The sequence below is a fragment of the Rhodococcoides kyotonense genome (genome assembly GCF_001645385.1).
GTDB classification, from domain to species: Bacteria; Actinomycetota; Actinomycetes; order Mycobacteriales; family Mycobacteriaceae; genus Rhodococcoides; species Rhodococcoides kyotonensis_B.
Map to the genome: position 1 here is coordinate 82338 of NZ_LVHI01000023.1, position 15591 is coordinate 97928.

Here is a 15591-nt window from a genome sequence, read left to right on the forward strand (position 1 = left end):
GCGACATGACCATCACGAGCGTCCTCGTAGCCAACCGCGGCGAAATCGCCCGACGCGTCTTCACGACCTGCCGTCAGGAAGGCATCGACACGGTCGCCGTCTTCTCCGACGCCGACGCGGACGCCCCGCACGTCCGCGATGCCGACGTTGCGGTCCATCTGCCCGGCACCGCGTCGGCGGACACCTATCTGCGCGGTGAGCTCGTGATCGCGGCCGCCGTCCAGACCGGCGCCGACGCCATCCACCCCGGTTACGGATTCCTGTCCGAGAACGCCGATTTCGCACAGCAGGTGCAGAACGCCGGACTGACGTGGATCGGACCGACCGTCAAGTCCATCGAACTCATGGGCTCGAAGGTCGAGTCGAAGAAGATCATGTCCGACGCCGGGGTGCCGGTTCTCGACCGTCTGACTCCGGCGGACGTCACCGACGCCGACCTCCCGGTGCTCATCAAGGCCTCGGCGGGCGGTGGTGGCCGCGGCATGCGCGTCGTCCGCGAACTCGCGAAGCTCGACGAGGAGATCGAAGCCGCTGGGCGCGAGTCGCTGTCTGCGTTCGGTGATGCGACGGTGTTCGTCGAACGCTACATCGAGACCGGGCGGCACATCGAAGTGCAGGTCATGGCCGACCGCCACGGGACCGTCTGGACCGTGGGCGAACGCGAATGCTCGATCCAGCGCAGGCACCAGAAGGTCGTCGAGGAGGCGCCGTCGCCACTCGTCGAACGCATCGACGGCATGCGGGACCGGTTGTTCGACGCCGCGCGAAAAGCAGCCGAGGCCATCGGTTACGAGGGTGCAGGCACCGTCGAGTTTCTCGCCGACGAGAAGGGCAACTTCTTCTTCCTGGAGATGAACACCCGCCTCCAGGTCGAGCATCCCGTCACCGAATGTACGACGGGACTCGACCTCGTCGCGCTGCAGATCAGCGTCGCGGCAGGGGATCCGTTGCCCACGGAACAGCCGTCGGCGCAGGGGCATTCGATCGAGGTCAGGCTCTACGCCGAGGACCCGGCCCAGGAGTGGCAGCCGCAGAGCGGACCGGTCCATCGGTTCGACATCCCCGGCAGGCACTTCGAAGTCCTGACCGCGTCGGGCATCCGCGTCGACTCCGGCGTCGAGAGTGGCAGCACGATCAGCACCCACTACGACCCCATGCTCGCCAAGGTCATCTCGTACGCACCCACGCGCGGTCAGGCCGCGAACCTTCTCGCGAAGTCCCTGTCACGGGCCGTCATTCACGGGCCGACGACCAACCGCGACCTCCTCGTCGCGATCCTGCAGCACCCTGCGTTCCTGGCCGGCGACACCGACACGGCCTTCTTCGACACGCACGGCCTCGACATTCTGTCCCAGCCGATCGCGCAGGGGCGGGCCGTCCGGATGTCGGCGCTCGCGGCGGCGTTGGCCGATGCGGCATCGAACCGCGACAGGGCGACGGTCAACAAGGGGCTGCCGAGTGGCTGGCGCAACCTCCCGTCTCAGCCGCAGCGAAAACTGTACGGCGACATCACCGTCGAATACACCCTCGGCCGCTACGGGCTGAAGACGGACCAACTCGACGGCGTCACCCTCGTCGACTACACGCCGAACCGAGTCGTGCTCGACGACAACAAGATCCGTCGTACATTCCAGGTGAGCACGTACGGCTCGCACGTCTTCGTGGATTCACCGCTCGGCCCGGTGCGTCTCGAATGCACACCGCGCTTCGTCGACCCCACCGACGAAGTCGCGGCAGGTTCGTTGCTCGCGCCGATGCCGGGCAGCGTCGTCAGAGTTGCTGCAGCACAGGGTGACACCGTGACCGCAGGCCAGCCGATCCTCTGGCTCGAGGCCATGAAGATGGAGCACACCGTGACTGCACCCGCGGACGGTGTGCTCACCGAACTGAACGTCAGTGCAGGTCAGCAAGTGGAAGTCGGGACGGTCTTGGCCGTTGTCAGTGAGGGAGAAGAATGAGCTTCATCGAAACCGACGAGCAGAAGGGCCTGCGCGCCGCGGTCTCGTCGCTGGGCAAGCGCTACAACTACGTCGACTACGTCCTACCGAAGGCTCGCAAGGGCGAACCACTGACCGAACTGTGGGGTGAGGCAAGCAAACTCGGCTTCCTCGGCGTCAACCTGCCGGAGGAGTACGGCGGCGGGGGTGCGGGCATCTACGAGCTCGCGCTCGTCCAGGAAGAACTCGCGGCACACGGTGCAGGTCTGCTGCTGGTCGTCGTCAGCCCTGCCATCTGCGGAACCATCATCGGCAAGTACGGCACCGACGAGCAGAAGCAGGCGTGGCTGCCTGCGCTGTCCGACGGGTCGAAGATCATGGCGTTCGGCATCACCGAGCCCGACGCCGGATCGAACTCGCACCAGATCACGACGACGGCTCGTCGAGATGGAAGCGACTGGATCCTTCGCGGCAGCAAGATCTACATCTCCGGCGTCGACCAGGCCGATGCGGTGCTGATCGTCGCCAGGACCGAGGACAGCAAGACAGGGAAGCTGAAGCCGGCGCTGTTCATCGTCCCGACCGATTCCGAGGGCTTCCAGAAGACCCGGATGGAGATGGACATCATCGAACCGGATCACCAGTTCACGCTGTTCCTCGACGACGTTCGACTGCCCGCGGACGCTCTCGTGGGTGAGGCCGACGCGGCCCTGATGCAGCTGTTCGCGGGACTGAACCCGGAGCGGATTCTCGGTGCGGCGATGGCCGTCGGGATGGGGCGTTACGCGCTCGATGCGGCCGTGAAGTACGCGAACGAGCGGACCGTCTGGAAGTCGCCCATCGGTGCGCATCAGGGCATCGCGCATCCACTCGCGCAGGTGAAGATCGAACTGGAACTGGCCAAGCTGATGATGCAGAAGGCCGCGGTCCTGTACGACAGTGGCGACGACTTCGGTGCAGCCGAGGCCGCCAACATGGCGAAATATGCTGCGGCAGAAGCAAGTATCAAGGCGCTCGATCAGGCCATCCAGACGCACGGCGGTGCAGGCCTCACCGAGGAGTACGGCCTGGCCGCGATGCTCGGTGCGGCTCGTATCGCCCGCGTCGCACCGGTGAGTCGCGAGATGATCCTGAACTTCGTGTCGCAGCACTCGCTCGGTCTGCCGAAGAGTTACTGATGGCAGTCACCAGTTCGACGGACAACTCCGTCACCACGCTGACACTCGATTCCCCGCACAACCGCAACGCCCTGTCGACGATCCTCGTCGACGAGCTCGAAGCCGGTCTGAAGGCCGCAGCCGACGACCCCGACGTGCGCGCGATCGTGCTCACCCATACGGGCGGCACGTTCTGTGCGGGGGCCGACCTGTCCGAGGCCGGGTCGTCGGTCGAGAGCAGGACGTCGCAGATGCTCGGCCTGTTGCGGCTGATCGTCGAGACCCCGAAACCGGTCGTCGGACAGATCGACGGACACGTGCGTGCCGGAGGTATGGGGCTCGTCGCCGCGTGTGACATCGCCGTCGCAGGCACTGCCGCCACCTTCGCGCTGACCGAGGCTCGGCTGGGACTGGCCGCGTCGATCGTGTCCCTGACGGTGTTGCCGCGACTGGACTCGCGCGCAGCCAGCCGGTACTTCCTGACCGGCGAGAAGTTCGGGGCACACGAGGCGGAAGCGATCGGGTTGATCAGCGAGGCCAGCTCGGATCCGGCGTCGACCGTCGTCGACATCCTGGATTCGCTGAGACAGGCGTCGCCGCAGGGGCTGGCCGAGTCGAAATGGCTGACCACGCGGGCTGTTCTCGCCGGCTTCGACGCCCGCGGCGAGGAGCTCTCGGCCCATTCGGCGAGGCTGTTTGCATCGGACGAAGCGCGGGAGGGGATGATGTCCTTTCTGCAGAAGCGTCCGCCATCGTGGGCGGGAGTGAAGCCTACGGAATGACCAGATGGTCAGCCGCTAGACCGGGAGAGAAGTAGTACGAGATGGTGACGGCGCGTGAACCGAAGCAGGACCGCAGTAGAGCCACGCGCCATCGGCTTCTCGAGGCGACGATCGATTCGCTGTCGGAACACGGCTGGGCGGCGACGACGGTAGGCGTCGTCGCCGAACGCGCGGGAGTCTCCCGCGGCGCGACGCAACACCATTTTCCGACGCGCGAGGACCTGATCACCGCGGCGCTGGACTCCATGTTCGACACGCGGATGGAGAACGCCCAGGCGGAAACGACTCCGGTGCCGCCGGGCCCGGAGCGGACGAAGGCCGTGGTCGAACGGCTCGTCGAGTACTACACCGGACCGCAGTTCAAGGCTGCCCTGCAGGTGTGGACGGCCGCGGCCGCCGACCCCGAGATGCGCGCCCGGGTTCTACCTCTGGAGGAGAAGTTCGGCCGCGTCGCGCATCGAATGGCCGTCGCACACCTCGGTGCCGACGACTCCGATCCGCAGACGCACCGCCTCGTCCAAGCCACGCTGGATCTCGCGCGCGGCCTCGGACTCGCCGACGTACTGAGCGACGACTCGCGTCGTCGCGCAGAGATCGTGCGGGCCTGGGCAGGCGTCCTCGACAGCTCGTTGAAGATTCGACAGGGTGAAATCGCTGTACTGAACGGATGATTTCGACCGTTCGGCAAGCGGTGCGTATCTCGGCGTGATTCGCTTCGCTGGTGAACCAGGTACACAGAGGCCATATCTTCCATGTCGCCGGATCGCCCACGGTGCACGGCGCGACCGACGCGCTCGAGTACCTGGAGGACGGGGCGCTCGTCGTCGACGGTGACGGACGCATCGTCTACTGCGGCGCGTTCGACGGATTGCCCGAGGACCACGAGAGCTGGAACGTCGTCGACCACCGCCCGGGCTTCATCTTCCCCGGGTTCGTCGACACGCACGTCCACTTCCCGCAGACCTTCGCCGGCGACGCCTACGGCGGTGGCCAACTGCTCGAGTGGCTGAACGCGTGCATCTTCCCGTCGGAAAGCCTGTTCGCCGATCCGGACTTCGCGCGGGAAGCCGCTGTGAAGTTCTGCGATCGACGCATCGCGGCCGGTACGACGCAGGCGATGGTGTTCGGCTCGGCCTTCCCGCACGCGCAGGACGCACTGTTCGAGGAGACCAGGCGTCGAGGCCTGCGCGTCGTCAGCGGACGGGGAGTGCAGACCACCGGACCCGACTCGGCCGCAGCCCTGATCACCAGCGAAGACGACGCCGTACGACTCGTCACCGAGGAGATCGAGAAATGGCACGCCGCCGACACCGGGGACGTCCGCACGGCGACGTTGCACGTGGCCGTCGTACCGCGGTTCTCACTGGCGGTCACCACCGAGACGTTGAAGAACCTCGGTGAGCTCTACGATTCGGTCCGCGACCGCGGCGTCTACTTCCACAGTCACCTCAACGAGAACGATCGGCCCGGCACCGGCGAAGTGGCGACGACGAAGGAGATGTATCAGGTCGACTCCTACCTCGACACGTACGACGGCAAGTTCCTTCCCGGATCCGCCGTCGGCGGCAAGAGCTTCCTCGGCCGACGCAGCATTCTCGCGCACGCGGTCCACTGCCAGGACGTCGAACTCGCTCGCATGGCCGAGACGGGCACCTCGATCTCGCACTGTCCGACGTCGCAGCAGTTCCTCGGTTCCGGAACGATGCCGTGGAAGCGAACCATCGCCTCCGGCGTCAATGTCGCCATCGGTTCCGATTTCGGCGGCGGTGACGAATTCCTGCTGACCCGAGTTCTCGGCGACGCGTTCAAGGTCCACATCTCCGAGGCGGGCGACGACGGCATCTCGATGCACCCGGCCGAGATGCTGTTCACCGGAACCCTGGCCGGCGCGCGGGCGCTCGACATGGAAGACCGGATCGGCAACTTCGACGACGGCAAGGAAGCGGACTTCGTCGTCGTCGACCCGCGGGCGTGGCCCCCGCTGCAGGGCGTGATCGACAACGGCGTGCGGTCCGACGACCCGACCATGGCTCGTGACCAGACGCTCTTCGCAGTGCTGATGGCCATGCGCGAACCTGCGATCACCGAGGTCTACGTGCAGGGTCGTCGGATCGACGTGACCTAGATGGCCGAGTCCGCGGCGACTGCCGTCAGTGTGTTCCGATCGAAAGGCGAGCACGACGGCTTCACTGCCTGGACTCGCACGATGCACGAGGCTGCCGCCACGAGCCCTGGTTTCCTGACCGCAACGGTGTCCACCCCGGTCGGAAGCGGATTCGACTGGGCGTCGTCGGTGTCGTTCGATTCCGAGAAGCACCTGCACGCCTGGCTCGACAGCGACGACCGCGCCGCGCTGCTGCATGCGGGGGAGAAGGACGGTCACACGCGCGTCAGCACGGACCTGCTGATCGTCGACGGGCATGCGCCGTCGACGGGAGTGGGCATCATCGCGCACGACGTCGTCGACGGCCGTCTGACCGACTTCCGCCGGTCGCAAGAAGAGTTGGTCGCGCTGAGTTCCGGCTTCTCCGGATTCGAGGGTGCGGTTCTGCTCGGGCCTGCCGACCCGAGCGACACCGAATGGATCTCGATACTGCGGTTCAGGACCGACCGCCAACTGTCGGAGTGGATGCAGTCCGACACCCGGTCCAAGGCCCTTCCCGAACTGCGTAGACACCTCGCGGGCGAGTTCTCGGTGATCACCCACAGCACACCGTTCGGCTCGATCGTCCGCGTCGAGGACGGTCAGGCCAAGGTGACGCCGGACTGGAAGACGGCGATGCTCGTCCTGCTCGTGCTGTATCCGACGGTGATGACGCTGTCGCGGTTCGTCGGACCTCTGCTCGACGACGTCGGCGCACCCCCGTGGCTGTCGATGTGGCTGAGCCAGATCTGCAGCGTCGGGTTGATGACGTACTTCTTCATGCCTGCGGTCACCGGTTGGTTCCGTCGATGGCTCGACCCGATCGACGGGGCGTCGCGGAAGGTCTCGGTCGTCGGCGCGCTGGTGGTGATGGCCGTGTACGCGGCGACGCTGTCGTTGTTCGCGTCGGTGAAGTGGCTGCAGTTCTGGGACTACTTCGACTAGCACCCCTCGACTAAGGTGCCTGAACATGCGAGCGATCGTGGTTCTCGGCGTGGCACTCCTCGCGCTGTCGGCGGGATGCAGCAGAGGTGACGACGCGGCGGCCCCGTCCGCGACGACGGCGAGCGAGGACCCGGGCGCGGCAGGACCGTTCTTCGGTGCGTGCGGTTCGGTCACCGACGAGGAGGTTCGCAGCGCGTTCGCCGTTCCCGCGTTCACCGCCATCACCCGCAATTCCCTCGGGTGCGAGTGGGAGGTCGGCGGCTTCACCGGCCCGTCGGTCAGTTTCTCGTGGTACCGCGGCAGCCCCATCGAGCGGGAGCGCGCAGGCTCGGAGCTGATCGGCCGCCCCGCCGAGAACATCGAGATCGACGGACACGACGGTTTCGCCGCCGCAACCGACAACTATCTGTGCGAGGTCGGCGTGCAGTACGGCAAGGACTTCATGCACTGGTCCGTCACGTACGGCGATCAACCGCCGACGGCCAGTCCGTGCGACGTCGCCGAACAGTTGGCGACGCTCACCGCGGAGCGCGCGCAATGAGGCGCGCTCTGGCCGCCGCGAGCCTGTTGCTCCTCGCCGGATGCAGCACGACCGTGCAGGGCACTCCGACCGCGGCCACGTTCGACGGGTCGGGCAACCCCGATCTACGCAAACTGCTCACCGAATGCGACGCCGTCTCCGACGACCAGATCGCGAAGACCGTGGGTGGCGACGCCATCGCCCGCGCCTTCTTCGGAGCGATCTGTCGCTGGGACGTCGCGGGTCCGTCCGGCACGGTGAAGGTGTCGTTCAACTGGTTCGAGAACGGCTCGCTCGACGTCGAGCGACGGACGAACGAGCAGCTCGAGTACACCGTCGACGACATAACCGTGCAGGGCCGCAAGGCAATTCGGGTGCAGCCGCCAGGTGACCCCGCGTCGTGCGGCGTCAGTGCAGGGTCGCCGGACTCGGGCGTCGTCGGATGGTGGGTGCAGTATCAGCCGGGTTCGGCACACCCCGACCCGTGCGAGGCCGCGACGGCGTTGATGGACCTGACGATCAATCTGGCCCGGTAGCACAACCTGGGTCGTTTTGACCCGAGGCCGCGCCGCCGGGTATCGTTATGGGTCGTGTCCGGCCTGGCCGGTCCGTTTGTGTGCCTATGCGAGGTACAGCCGTGCGCCCGCTGATACGACAGCGAGCTCGGGCTGCACGTGTGGGGGTATGCGACACACCCGACCGCGGGGTGCAAGAGACCCGCGGTGGTTCCACTGGGTGAGGAGCAGTGTTCTCTTGCTCCAACTGCTAGATCCCTGAGTCTCGATCAAGTACGAGACTCGCGACACGAAGAAAGCCGGTTCATGCCAACTATCAACCAGCTGGTCCGTAAGGGTCGCACCGACAAGGTTGCGAAACTGAAGACCGCTGCCCTCAAGGGCAGTCCCCAGCGTCGTGGAGTGTGCACTCGCGTGTACACCACCACTCCGAAGAAGCCGAACTCCGCTCTGCGTAAGGTCGCGCGTGTGCGCTTGACCAGCTCGGTGGAGGTCACCGCCTACATCCCCGGTGAAGGCCACAACCTGCAGGAGCACTCGATGGTGCTCGTTCGCGGTGGTCGTGTGAAGGACCTCCCGGGTGTGCGCTACAAGATCATCCGCGGCTCGCTCGACACCCAGGGTGTCAAGAACCGCAAGCAGGCACGCAGCCGTTACGGCGCCAAGAAGGAGAAGAGCTAAATGCCACGCAAGGGCCCAGCACCCAAGCGGCCGCTGATCAACGACCCGGTCTACGGATCGCCGCTGGTCACGCAGCTCGTCAACAAGATCCTTCTCGACGGCAAGAAGTCCACCGCCGAGCGCATCGTCTACCAGGCGCTCGAGCAGGCTCGTGAGAAGACCGGCACCGACCCCGTCGTCACGCTCAAGCGTGCACTCGACAACGTCAAGCCGGCCCTCGAGGTCCGCAGCCGTCGCGTCGGTGGCGCCACCTACCAGGTGCCCGTCGAGGTTCGCCCCGGCCGCTCCACCACGCTGGCTCTGCGCTGGCTGGTCACCTTCTCGCGCGCTCGTCGTGAGAAGACCATGGTCGAGCGTCTGGCCAACGAGCTTCTCGACGCCAGCAACGGCCTCGGTGCCGCTGTGAAGCGTCGCGAGGACACCCACAAGATGGCTGAAGCCAACAAGGCGTTCGCGCACTACCGCTGGTGACTTCCGGCCGGAAGGACGTAGTGAAACTTTCTACGTCCTTCCGGCGTTAGACCTAGTACCTGGTCGGCATCATCACCTCCGAGCTCGACCAGCCCCACTTCTTCGACTTACAAGGCGGGATGAATTCCGTGGCACAGGACGTGCTGACCGACCTCAACAAGGTCCGCAACATCGGCATCATGGCCCACATCGATGCTGGTAAAACCACCACTACCGAACGCATCCTGTTCTACACCGGGGTGAACTACAAGATCGGTGAGACGCACGACGGCGCGTCGACCACCGACTGGATGGAGCAGGAGCAGGAGCGTGGCATCACGATCACGTCTGCTGCTGTGACCTGCTTCTGGAACCAGAACCAGATCAACATCATCGACACCCCCGGCCACGTCGACTTCACCGTCGAGGTCGAGCGTTCGCTGCGCGTCCTCGACGGCGCCGTTGCCGTGTTCGACGGCAAGGAAGGCGTCGAGCCGCAGTCGGAGCAGGTGTGGCGTCAGGCCGACAAGTACGACGTTCCGCGTATCTGCTTCGTCAACAAGATGGACAAGCTGGGCGCTGACTTCTACTTCACCGTCCAGACCATCAAGGATCGCCTCGGCGCGAAGCCGCTGGTCATCCAGCTCCCCATCGGTGCCGAGAACGACTTCGAAGGCATCGTCGACCTCGTCGAGATGAAGGCGAAGGTCTGGAGCGGCGAGACCAAGCTCGGTGAGAAGTACGAGGTTCAGGACATTCCTGCCGACCTTCAGGAGAAGGCCGAGCAGTACCGTCAGGAACTCCTCGAGACCGTCGCCGAGTCCGACGAAGCTCTGCTCGAGAAGTTCTTCGGTGGCGAAGACCTCTCCATCGAGGAGATCAAGGGCGCCATCCGCAAGATGACCGTCAACAGCGAGCTGTACCCGGTTCTCTGTGGCTCCGCGTTCAAGAACAAGGGCGTTCAGCCCATGCTCGACGCCGTCATCGACTACCTGCCGTCCCCCCTCGACGTCGAGTCGGTTCAGGGCCACGCAGTCGGCGACGAAGAGCAGGTCATTACGCGCAAGCCGTCCGCCGACGAGCCGTTCTCGGCTCTCGCGTTCAAGATTGCTGCGCACCCCTTCTTCGGCAAGCTGACCTACGTCCGCGTCTACTCGGGCAAGGTCGAATCCGGCGCTCAGGTCATCAACTCGACCAAGGGCAAGAAGGAGCGTCTGGGCAAGATCTTCCAGATGCACTCCAACAAGGAGAACGCAGTCGCGTCGGCGTCGGCCGGACACATCTACGCCGTGATCGGTCTGAAGGACACGACGACGGGTGACACCCTCTGCGATCCGCAGAACCAGGTGATCCTCGAGTCGATGACCTTCCCGGACCCGGTCATCGAGGTGTCGATCGAGCCGAAGACGAAGAGCGACCAGGAGAAGCTGGGAACGGCTATCCAGAAGCTCGCCGAAGAGGATCCGACCTTCTCGGTGAAGCTGGACGAGGACACCGGCCAGACCGTCATCGGCGGCATGGGCGAGCTCCACCTCGACATCCTGGTCGACCGCATGAAGCGTGAGTTCAAGGTCGAGGCCAACGTCGGTAAGCCGCAGGTCGCGTACCGCGAGACCATCCGCAAGACCGTCGAGAAGCTCGACTACACGCACAAGAAGCAGACCGGTGGCTCGGGTCAGTTCGCGAAGGTCATCATCAGCCTCGAGCCTTTCGAGGGCGAAGACGGCGCGACCTACGAGTTCGAGAACAAGGTCACCGGTGGTCGTGTGCCGAGGGAATACATTCCTTCGGTCGACGCCGGAGCTCAGGACGCCATGCAGTACGGCGTTCTCGCCGGATACCCGCTCGTCAACGTCAAGGTCACGCTGCTCGACGGCGCGTACCACGACGTCGACTCGTCGGAAATGGCCTTCAAGGTCGCCGGCTCACAAGCGTTCAAGGAAGCTGCAAAGAAGGCCGGCCCGGTCATTCTCGAGCCCGTCATGGCCGTCGAGGTCACGACCCCCGAGGATTACATGGGTGAGGTCATCGGCGACCTGAACTCCCGCCGTGGTCAGATTCAGGCCATGGAGGAACGTAGCGGCGCACGTGTCGTCAAGGCACAGGTTCCGCTGTCGGAGATGTTCGGCTACATCGGAGACCTTCGGTCGAAGACTCAGGGCCGCGCTAACTACTCCATGGTGTTCGACTCCTACGCCGAGGTTCCCGCGAACGTCGCCAAGGAGATCATCGCGAAGGCGACCGGAGAATAATTTCTCCGCGAGCTGGACACGCTGAATCAGTAACACCGCACGACCGAGCAGTTCAAAAGAACTGCGAAGACAACCGCACTGCTGCATAAGAAGCAAGCACCAACAGTCCAGGAGGACACACAGTGGCGAAGGCGAAGTTCGAGCGGACGAAGCCGCACGTCAACATCGGGACCATCGGTCACGTTGACCACGGCAAGACGACGCTGACTGCAGCAATCACCAAGGTTCTGCACGACAAGTTCCCGGACCTCAACGAGGCCTCGGCCTTCGACGAGATCGACAAGGCGCCTGAGGAGAAGGCTCGTGGTATCACGATCAACATCTCCCACGTCGAGTACCAGACCGACAAGCGCCACTACGCGCACGTCGACGCTCCGGGCCACGCCGACTACATCAAGAACATGATCACCGGTGCTGCCCAGATGGACGGCGCGATCCTGGTCGTGGCAGCAACCGACGGCCCGATGCCGCAGACGCGTGAGCACGTGCTCCTCGCCAAGCAGGTCGGCGTTCCGTACATCCTCGTCGCCCTGAACAAGGCCGACATGGTCGACGACGACGAGATCATCGAGCTCGTCGAGATGGAGGTCCGCGAGCTTCTCGCTGCGCAGGACTTCGACGAGGACGCACCGGTTGTCAAGGTCTCCGCACTGAAGGCACTCGAGGGTGACCCGAAGTGGGCCGAGAGCGTTGCAGAGCTCATGCAGGCTGTCGACGACTCCATCCCGGACCCGGTTCGTGAGACCGACAAGGCATTCCTCATGCCCGTCGAGGACGTCTTCACCATCACCGGTCGTGGAACCGTTGTCACCGGCCGTATCGAGCGTGGCGTGATCAACGTCAACGAAGAGGTCGAGATCGTCGGCATCCGTCCCGGATCGACCAAGACCACGGTCACCGGTATCGAGATGTTCCGCAAGCTGCTCGACTCGGGCCAGGCTGGCGACAACGTCGGCCTGCTCGTTCGTGGCATCAAGCGCGAAGACGTCGAGCGTGGCCAGGTCATCATCAAGCCCGGCACCACGACTCCCCACACGGAGTTCGAGGGCAACGCCTACATCCTGTCCAAGGATGAGGGTGGCCGCCACACGCCGTTCTTCAACAACTACCGCCCGCAGTTCTACTTCCGTACCACGGACGTTACGGGCGTCGTTACCCTCCCCGAGGGCACCGAGATGGTCATGCCCGGTGACAACACCGAGATGTCCGTCCAGCTGATCCAGCCGGTCGCCATGGACGAGGGCCTGCGTTTCGCAATCCGCGAGGGCGGTCGTACCGTCGGCGCCGGTCGCGTCACCAAGATCATCAAGTGATCTAGCTCCACCTGAGAAGCGCCCATCCCCTTCGGGGGGTGGGCGCTTTTTCGTGTGCTCGTTCTCGTGCGCTCGTTTCGGCATCGATGGCCCGCAGCATCCGATAGACAGTTGCCGTGGTCCATTCATGCGACGGCGGGGGCGGTTTTTGCGGCGCGGACCCCCTTCCGCGCACGTTTCAGCAGCTGCGCACGTTGCAACCTGCGCGGTGGCTGCAACCTGCGCGGATGGTGGTCAAAAGCCCCACGTTGGCATGCCCGAGCGTTAGCGCACCCCGGCATCCACGTGCACCTGCACGCGCAGGGCGACGGGGGCGGTGATTGCGCCCCGGACCCCCTTCCCGCGCACCTTTCAGCAGCTGCGCAGGTTGCAACTTGCGCGTTCGCTGGAACCTGCGCGGGCGGCGGTCGGACGCCCCACGTCGGCATGTCCGAGCGCTAGCGCGCCCCGGCATCCACGTGCACCTGCACGCGCAGGGCGACGGGGGCGTTCTCCAGCGTGTCGGCGACGAACTCGGCCCGCGACTCGGCGACCCGGGTGAAGGCGTCGATGTCGACGTCCGGTGAGGTGTGGACCGTGACGGCGAGGGTCGGGACACCGCGATCGTCGATGGCCCGACCCTCAGCGCTCACGACGCCCGGGAACGTCGCGAGATCGGCTGCGACGCCCCGCGCCAGCGCGCCGAGGTCGACCCGCACCGCGAGGGATTCGTCCGACGCGATCTGTACCGTCCCGGTTCGGCGCGGAGACAGGTTGCCGATCGATAGCACGAGCGCGACGACGGCCGTGATCGCAGCAGTGGCGGCGAGCGCCACCTCCCACCAGTTCCGATTCGGGATGGACACGAAGATGTCTCGGTCGAACGTGGCAAATCTCTGCACCGCCCACGGAACATCGAAGTACCAGGCGAGCGCGAACGCCCCCGCGCACATCAGCGCCACTCCCAGCACCACGGCGAGAATGCGGTCGACTGCCGCCATCACACGCTTCACGAGCGCACGTCCTTCACCCGAACCTGAATCTTCCGCGGTTCGGCGAGCACCGCGAGTGTCGGGGCCACGGCCTCACGCACTGAATTGCTCAGGGCGTCGTTGCCGTCACCGGCACGATGCACGTCGACGATGACCTTCTTGCGCGTGACGGTCGTGCGCGCGGAGTCCACTTCGGGCACCGAGCTCGCACGATCGCTGCACATGCGGGCGACATCGGTGGGACGCAGCCACACCATCGGTGACGACGACGTCGGAGATAATGCGCCCGCATGGGTTTTCGTGCGTGGCTTCAGTCCCAGCACGACGAGTACGACGCCGACGACAATCGATGCAACCGACGCCGCGACCATCCATGGCGCCCAACGTAATTGGGCAATCCAATCGATGCTGTTGTGAATCCACGGCGCTCCGCCGAAAGTGTCGTGCACGATCAAGAATTCACGGCCCGCGACGAACGCGACGCCGAGCAACGCGAACGCGAGCACGACAGCGACGGGAAGCGCGGCGGGACTGGCCGTCGGCGGGCGCGGCCTCGGTACGACGACCACACGCTCGGACGCGCCGACGTGGTCACCGTCGTCACCGACCGTCGTTGCCGCGACCATCACGTTCAGCCGATGCAAGGGGAGCCCGACGATGCTGTCCAGAGTGCGGCTGACCTCCTCGTGAACCGACGCGGCCACCTCCGAGATGCGGCACGGCCACGCGAGCGCGACGTACAGATTCACCGACACCGATTCCTCGCCGACGGACACGTCGGCGCGGGGAAGATCGCGGCCGGTGAGCCGGGACATGCCTCCGACCTGCCGAACCACCGACGGAACCGTCAGCGCGGCGGCGACGGCGACACGCGCTACGGCTCGATCCTTGATGACGAGACTGCCGGGACCTCCGTTCGAGATCGCGCCGTCCGTGTCAACCACGGCCACGGCTGCGCAGCAACGACGTCAGGTCGAGCCGCCCGTCGAAGTGTGCCCCGACGGCGACACCGACAGCACCGAGGAACAGGGCGAGTACGAAACCACTGAACCCGCCGACGATGCCGGCGAGCGCGAGCAGCAGACCGGTCAGCAGTCCGACGATCGTGTAGTTCATGACTTGTCTCCAGGAAAGCGAACATCTTCGACGGTCACCGACACCGGCACCGTGATCAGTGGCTGCACGGCCCCGACTACACCGCGTGCCACCGCATGCACGTCGCTGGGGTATTCGGCGGTGATGTGGACGTCGCATCCGTCCGCATGGATCCGAACGCCGACGACTTTGCGTCCGGGCAGGTATGTCGCGATCTCCCCGAACTCACCGCCGTTCAGCGCGACGACGCCTGCCGCCGACAACGCGGCCGCAGCAACCGCGTCGGCGAGCTCGTGTTCCTGAAGGACGCTCACTGGACGCGACGGACGTCAGGTTCGAGCGCCGCGTCGGCCTCGTCGAACAGCATGACGTCGTAGACGGTGATGTTGACTTCGGTGACCTCGAGGCCGGTCATCCGTTCGACGGCCGTGATGACGTTCCTACGGATGCCTGCTGCCAGCTCGTGGAGCGCGACGCCGTACTCGGCGACGATGCCGATGTCGATGGCCGCCTGTTTCTCACCGACCTCGACCGCGACGCCCTGGCTGTGGTTGACCCGAGCACCGGGGATGCGGTCACGCAGCGCGCCGACGACGCGCGCGGTGCCGCCGCCGACGTCGTAGACGCCGTTGATCTCGCGCGTGGCGATGCCAGCGATCTTCGCGACGACGGCGTCGGCGATGATCGTTCGACCCTGCGTGGTGGTGAGCGCAGCGGAACTCGCGGAGGCGAAGCTGGGGTCAGTACTCATACGTTCGATCGTAGTGACTTCGGGCCCGACGCGGCGACGTAAACGCTGTCGGGGCGTCCTGGCATACTGCGGCAGTGGT

At 65.4% G+C, this 15591-nt stretch carries 17 protein-coding genes; 12 read left to right on the forward strand and 5 right to left on the reverse strand.

Annotated elements, in window-relative coordinates:
- The first annotated feature begins 5 nt into the window (after nt 1-5).
- The 12 genes from A3K89_RS16245 (at nt 6) to tuf (ending at nt 12695) form a co-directional block, all read left to right on the forward strand.
- Nucleotides 6-1958 (forward strand): acetyl/propionyl/methylcrotonyl-CoA carboxylase subunit alpha, encoded by a 1953-nt coding sequence (locus A3K89_RS16245; protein ID WP_068429002.1) that lies wholly within the window; start codon nt 6-8, stop codon nt 1956-1958.
- Nucleotides 1955-3115 carry an acyl-CoA dehydrogenase family protein gene (locus tag A3K89_RS16250; RefSeq protein WP_068427787.1) on the forward strand — a complete coding sequence of 387 codons (1161 nt, stop codon included), beginning with the start codon at nt 1955-1957 and terminating at the stop codon, nt 3113-3115. The genes A3K89_RS16245 and A3K89_RS16250 overlap by 4 nt, the downstream gene beginning before the upstream one ends.
- Complete coding sequence (locus A3K89_RS16255; protein WP_068427789.1) at nt 3115-3876, forward strand: enoyl-CoA hydratase family protein; 762 nt, start codon at nt 3115-3117, stop codon at nt 3874-3876. Before A3K89_RS16250 ends, A3K89_RS16255 begins: the two co-directional genes overlap by 1 nt.
- A 41-nt stretch (nt 3877-3917) precedes the next feature.
- On the forward strand, nt 3918-4547 hold the full coding sequence (locus A3K89_RS16260; protein ID WP_068427791.1) for a TetR/AcrR family transcriptional regulator: 630 nt from the start codon (nt 3918-3920) through the stop codon (nt 4545-4547).
- 47 nt (nt 4548-4594) lie between these two features.
- Nucleotides 4595-6001 carry a guanine deaminase gene (locus A3K89_RS16265; protein ID WP_084423842.1) on the forward strand — a complete coding sequence of 469 codons (1407 nt, stop codon included), beginning with the start codon at nt 4595-4597 and terminating at the stop codon, nt 5999-6001.
- On the forward strand, nt 6002-6964 hold the full coding sequence (locus A3K89_RS16270) for an antibiotic biosynthesis monooxygenase (protein WP_068427795.1): 963 nt from the start codon (nt 6002-6004) through the stop codon (nt 6962-6964).
- Between the two features lie 25 nt (nt 6965-6989).
- Nucleotides 6990-7505 (forward strand): DUF3558 domain-containing protein, encoded by a 516-nt coding sequence (locus tag A3K89_RS16275; protein ID WP_068427797.1) that lies wholly within the window; start codon nt 6990-6992, stop codon nt 7503-7505.
- The gene (locus A3K89_RS16280) at nt 7502-8020 is read left to right on the forward strand and encodes a DUF3558 domain-containing protein (RefSeq protein ID WP_068427801.1); all 519 of its coding nucleotides are present in this window, start codon (nt 7502-7504) and stop codon (nt 8018-8020) included. The genes A3K89_RS16275 and A3K89_RS16280 overlap by 4 nt, the downstream gene beginning before the upstream one ends.
- Nucleotides 8021-8305: 285 nt before the next feature.
- A complete protein-coding gene (gene rpsL / locus A3K89_RS16285; protein ID WP_008714048.1) occupies nt 8306-8680 on the forward strand; it encodes a 30S ribosomal protein S12 in 375 nt (124 codons plus the stop codon).
- Nucleotides 8681-9151 carry a 30S ribosomal protein S7 gene (gene rpsG, locus A3K89_RS16290; RefSeq protein ID WP_003941856.1) on the forward strand — a complete coding sequence of 157 codons (471 nt, stop codon included), beginning with the start codon at nt 8681-8683 and terminating at the stop codon, nt 9149-9151.
- 128 nt (nt 9152-9279) lie between these two features.
- The gene (gene fusA / locus A3K89_RS16295; RefSeq protein WP_068429005.1) at nt 9280-11382 is read left to right on the forward strand and encodes an elongation factor G; all 2103 of its coding nucleotides are present in this window, start codon (nt 9280-9282) and stop codon (nt 11380-11382) included.
- 122 nt (nt 11383-11504) lie between these two features.
- Nucleotides 11505-12695, forward strand: coding sequence for an elongation factor Tu (gene tuf, locus A3K89_RS16300; RefSeq protein ID WP_068427803.1), 1191 nt, complete (start codon nt 11505-11507; stop codon nt 12693-12695).
- Nucleotides 12696-13132: 437 nt separating this feature from the next.
- Here tuf and A3K89_RS16305 read toward each other — a convergent pair whose 3' ends face one another.
- The 5 genes from A3K89_RS16305 to A3K89_RS16325 are packed head-to-tail and all read right to left on the reverse strand — an operon-like array spanning nt 13133 to nt 15512.
- The gene (locus tag A3K89_RS16305) at nt 13133-13687 is read right to left on the reverse strand and encodes a hypothetical protein (protein WP_068427804.1); all 555 of its coding nucleotides are present in this window, start codon (nt 13685-13687) and stop codon (nt 13133-13135) included.
- Entirely contained in the window at nt 13684-14610 is a 927-nt protein-coding gene (locus tag A3K89_RS16310; RefSeq protein ID WP_254303557.1) for a DUF6286 domain-containing Asp23/Gls24 family envelope stress response protein, read from the reverse strand. The genes A3K89_RS16305 and A3K89_RS16310 overlap by 4 nt, the downstream gene beginning before the upstream one ends.
- Nucleotides 14603-14782: a DUF2273 domain-containing protein gene (locus A3K89_RS16315; RefSeq protein ID WP_068427807.1), complete on the reverse strand. Its 180-nt coding sequence runs from the start codon at nt 14780-14782 to the stop codon at nt 14603-14605. The genes A3K89_RS16310 and A3K89_RS16315 overlap by 8 nt, the downstream gene beginning before the upstream one ends.
- Nucleotides 14779-15075 carry a hypothetical protein gene (locus A3K89_RS16320; RefSeq protein WP_068427810.1) on the reverse strand — a complete coding sequence of 99 codons (297 nt, stop codon included), beginning with the start codon at nt 15073-15075 and terminating at the stop codon, nt 14779-14781. The genes A3K89_RS16315 and A3K89_RS16320 overlap by 4 nt, the downstream gene beginning before the upstream one ends.
- On the reverse strand, nt 15072-15512 hold the full coding sequence (locus tag A3K89_RS16325; protein WP_068427812.1) for an Asp23/Gls24 family envelope stress response protein: 441 nt from the start codon (nt 15510-15512) through the stop codon (nt 15072-15074). Before A3K89_RS16325 ends, A3K89_RS16320 begins: the two co-directional genes overlap by 4 nt.
- Between the last annotated feature and the right edge of the window lie 79 nt (nt 15513-15591).

Bases quoted from the DNA above. Each gene is read 5' to 3' on its own strand.
- A3K89_RS16245 (WP_068429002.1), top strand. From the start codon at position 6: ATGACCATCACGAGCGTCCTCGTAGCCAACCGCGGCGAAATCGCCCGA.
- A3K89_RS16275 (WP_068427797.1), top strand. From the start codon at position 6,990: ATGCGAGCGATCGTGGTTCTCGGCGTGGCACTCCTCGCGCTGTCGGCG.
- A3K89_RS16325 (WP_068427812.1), bottom strand. From the start codon at position 15,512: ATGAGTACTGACCCCAGCTTCGCCTCCGCGAGTTCCGCTGCGCTCACC.
- rpsL (WP_008714048.1), top strand. From the start codon at position 8,306: ATGCCAACTATCAACCAGCTGGTCCGTAAGGGTCGCACCGACAAGGTT.
- A3K89_RS16255 (WP_068427789.1), top strand. From the start codon at position 3,115: ATGGCAGTCACCAGTTCGACGGACAACTCCGTCACCACGCTGACACTC.
- A3K89_RS16315 (WP_068427807.1), bottom strand. From the start codon at position 14,782: ATGAACTACACGATCGTCGGACTGCTGACCGGTCTGCTGCTCGCGCTC.
- A3K89_RS16260 (WP_068427791.1), top strand. From the start codon at position 3,918: ATGGTGACGGCGCGTGAACCGAAGCAGGACCGCAGTAGAGCCACGCGC.
- A3K89_RS16270 (WP_068427795.1), top strand. From the start codon at position 6,002: ATGGCCGAGTCCGCGGCGACTGCCGTCAGTGTGTTCCGATCGAAAGGC.
- A3K89_RS16280 (WP_068427801.1), top strand. From the start codon at position 7,502: ATGAGGCGCGCTCTGGCCGCCGCGAGCCTGTTGCTCCTCGCCGGATGC.
- A3K89_RS16250 (WP_068427787.1), top strand. From the start codon at position 1,955: ATGAGCTTCATCGAAACCGACGAGCAGAAGGGCCTGCGCGCCGCGGTC.
- rpsG (WP_003941856.1), top strand. From the start codon at position 8,681: ATGCCACGCAAGGGCCCAGCACCCAAGCGGCCGCTGATCAACGACCCG.